3 protein-coding genes are annotated in these 3,144 nt (G+C 74.0%); 2 read left to right on the top strand and 1 reads right to left on the bottom strand.

The genetic code is table 11. The annotated features are described in order from the left end of the window. Positions 1-92 precede the first annotated feature (92 nt). Both AOK22_RS38305 and AOK22_RS38300 read left to right on the top strand, forming a co-directional pair. On the top strand, positions 93-1,109 hold the full coding sequence (locus tag AOK22_RS38305; RefSeq protein ID WP_055703250.1) for a zinc-binding dehydrogenase: 1,017 nt from the start codon (positions 93-95) through the stop codon (positions 1,107-1,109). 95 nt (positions 1,110-1,204) lie between these two features. Next, positions 1,205-2,428 carry a GNAT family N-acetyltransferase gene (locus AOK22_RS38300; RefSeq protein WP_055703249.1) on the top strand — a complete coding sequence of 408 codons (1,224 nt, stop codon included), beginning with the start codon at positions 1,205-1,207 and terminating at the stop codon, positions 2,426-2,428. A gap of 61 nt (positions 2,429-2,489) precedes the next feature. Here AOK22_RS38300 and AOK22_RS38295 read toward each other — a convergent pair whose 3' ends face one another. Further along, positions 2,490-2,969, bottom strand: coding sequence for a GNAT family N-acetyltransferase (locus AOK22_RS38295; RefSeq protein WP_055703248.1), 480 nt, complete (start codon positions 2,967-2,969; stop codon positions 2,490-2,492). Positions 2,970-3,144: the final 175 nt, after the last annotated feature.

The following is a 3,144-nucleotide window of genomic DNA, read 5'->3' as shown; positions in this document are numbered from 1 at the left end:
GCACCGCGCACGGAACGACACGGCACCGCGCACGGAACGACACCGCACCGCGCACAGAACCACACGGCACCGACAGCCCAGGAGTGAGCCCCATGCATGCCATCCGCCTCCACGCCTTCGGCCCCGCCGAGAACCTCCGCTACGAGGAGACCGCGGACCCCGAGCCGGCCGCGGGCCAGGTCCGCGTCACCGTGGCCGCGGCCGGCGTGCACCTCCTGGACACCGCGATCCGCGAGGGCATACAGGGCCCGCTGCCCGAACTCCCGGCCCTGCCCACGATCCCCGGCCGCGAGGTGGCGGGCACCGTCGACGCACTCGGCGAGGGCGTACCGGCGCACTGGCTCGGCAAGCGCGTCGTCGCCCACATCGGCTTCGCCCCCGGCGGCTACGCCGAGCGCGCCGTCACCGAGGTCTCGCGCCTCCACGAACTCCCCGACGACCTGGACTTCGCGGAGGCCGTCGCCCTCATCGGGACGGGCCGCACGACGATGGGGATCCTCCGGTTCACCGAGCTCACGGCGGACTCCGTGGTCGTCGTCCCCGCCGCCGCGGGCGGCATCGGCACGCTCCTCACGCAGTACGCCAAGCACCGCGGCGCCACCGTCATCGGTCTGGCGGGCGGCCCGGAGAAGACGGCCCGCGTCCGCGCGCACGGCGCCGACCTGGCCGTGGACTACAAGGACCCGGCCTGGCCCGACGAGGTGCGCGCGTACCTGAAGGAGCGGCTCGACGGACGCGCCGCGACCGTCGTCTTCGACGGGGTCGGCGGCGACGCGGGCCGCGCCGCGGTCGACCTGCTGGGCCCCGGTGGCAGCCACGTCGTCTTCGGCTGGTCCGGCAAGGGCCTGCACGACGGCGAGGCGCTGACGTTCACCGAGGAGGAGCTGACCGCACGCGGCATCACGCAGGTCAACGTCCTCGGCCCGGCGATGATGGCCAAGGCCGGCGGCGACAACCCCGTCCGCACCCTGGAGCTGGCCGCGCTCGCGGAGGCGGCGACGGGCCACTTCACCCCGGCCGTGCAGCGCTACCCCCTCGCGGAGGCGGCAGCGGCCCACCGCGCCCTGGAGACGCGCGGCACGATGGGCAAGGTCGTCCTGATTCCCTGAGTCCCTGATCCTCCGACTCCCTGATCCCCTGACTCCCCGTGACGAATATTCGGATGCCTGTACCGGATAAGGGAACTACCGTCCGTTATATGGGTATGGACTCCATCCAGTTCCGCGACATCCCCGAGACGGGCATCGACCGCGCGCTCTCCCTCGCCTACCTCGTCTTCCACGAGACCCCGGAGGACGAGAAGCGCAAGCACCACCACGACCTGCTGCGCGGCTGCACCCGCATCGGCGCGTACGACGGCGACGAACTCGTCGGGTTCGTCGCCGCGTTCCCGTTCACGGTGTCGGTCCCGGGCGGTGAACTGCCCTGCCCGTGCCTGACGTTCGTGTCGGTGGCGCCGACCCACCGGCGCCGCGGCGTGCTGTCGGGCATGCTCGCGGAGCTGTTCGCGAGGGCGGCGGCGGACGGCTCGCCGATCGCGTCCCTGTGGGCGTCGGAGGACGCGATCTACGGCCGGTTCGGCTTCGGCCCCGCCACCCACGGCCACACCGTGGAGATCGACTCCCGCCGCCCGCTCGACCTGCGCATCACCCCGGACGACCGCCCGCTGCGCCTGGTCGACCCCTCCGAAGCCCCCGGCCTCCTCGGCGAGTACTACGCGCGCACGCGCGCCGAGCGGGCCGGCCGCATCGACCGCACCGAGTCCTGGTGGCGCGAGGAGTGGCTGGTGGAGGAGGACGAGGAGGACGACGCGCTGTCGCCGCCCCGCGTGGTCGTCCTCGGCGACCCGCGCGGCCCCGTCGCCGGATACGCGATCTACCGCACCAGGACCCGCGACGACGCCCCCGGCCTGGTCCGTCTGGACGAGCTGGAGGCGGACACCCCGGCCGCCGAGGCCGCGCTGTGGCGCTATCTCGCGTCGATCGACCTGACGGGCCTGATCCGCGCCTGGGGCCGCCCCGTGGACGACCCGCTGCACCTCTTCGCCGGCGACCGCGACCAGGTGCGCGTCACGGGCGAGTTCCCGGCGCTGTGGCTCCGCCTCGTCGACGTGCGCGAGGCCCTGGAGGCCCGCTCCTGGGCGGCCCCGGTGGACGTCGTCCTCGACATCCGCGACGACCGGCTCCCGGCCAACGCCGGACGCCACCGCCTGACGGCGTCCGCCGACGGATGCGCGTACGAGAGGACCGAGGCCCCCGCGGACCTCGCCCTCGACGTGCGCGACCTGGCGGCGGCCTACTTGGGCGGCACGACGATCGACGCCCTGGTCCGCGCGGGCCTGGCCACGGAGCACACGCCGGGCACGGTGACGGCGCTGGACGCGGCGCTGCGCACGGCCCGACTGCCGCACACCGTCGACGAGTTCTGACCGGACACGGCAGAGGAGTCCCGGACGCCGCGGAAGCGTCCGGGACACCGCGAAGGGGTCGCTAGGAGCCGCCGCCCAGCTCCGCCAGCGCGCCGTCGGTCAGCCGGTACACCGTCCACTCGTCCTGGGGCCGCGCCCCGAGCGACCGGTAGAAGTTGATCGACGGCTCGTTCCAGTCCAGGACGGACCACTCCAGGCGCTCGTAGCCGCGCGCCACGCAGATCCGCGCGAGCTCGGTGAGGAGCGCCTTGCCGTGCCCGGCACCGCGCGCCTCGGGACGTACGTACAGGTCCTCCAGGTAGATCCCGTGCACGCCGCGCCAGGTGGAGAAATTCAGGAACCACAGCGCGAAGCCGACCGGCTCGCCGGTGGTGTCGTCCTGCGCGATGTGCGCGTACGCGGCGGGCCGCTCCCCGAAGAGCGCCTCGCGCAGCTGTCCCTCGGTGGCCTTCGCCTCGTCGGGTGCCTTCTCGTACGCGGCGAGGTCGCGGACCAGCGCGTGGATGACGGGGATGTCGGCGGGTGTGGCGGTACGAATCATGGCGGCAGCAAGCCACGTCCGTACGGCAGGGGTCAAAGCCGTCTCACCAGCCGGTCGCCCACCGCGCCGCGGACCACCGCCGCACCGGCGCGAGGGCCGGCCCACCGCCGGGGTCCCGCCTCACCGCCCCAGCAGCAGCCGCGCGGTCTCCATGTCGTCCGCGTCCAGCGACCGC

Origin of the sequence: Streptomyces silaceus, assembly GCF_001419745.1 — a bacterium.
Taxonomy (GTDB): domain Bacteria; phylum Actinomycetota; class Actinomycetes; order Streptomycetales; family Streptomycetaceae; genus Streptomyces; species Streptomyces silaceus.
This window is presented reverse-complemented; position numbering and strand designations above follow the sequence as displayed.

What these genes read in the sequence shown, in the direction of transcription:
- AOK22_RS38305 (WP_055703250.1), top strand. Translation starts at nt 93, where the DNA reads ATGCATGCCATCCGCCTCCACGCCTTCGGCCCCGCCGAGAACCTCCGC.
- AOK22_RS38300 (WP_055703249.1), top strand. Translation starts at nt 1,205, where the DNA reads ATGGACTCCATCCAGTTCCGCGACATCCCCGAGACGGGCATCGACCGC.
- AOK22_RS38295 (WP_055703248.1), bottom strand. Translation starts at nt 2,969, where the DNA reads ATGATTCGTACCGCCACACCCGCCGACATCCCCGTCATCCACGCGCTG.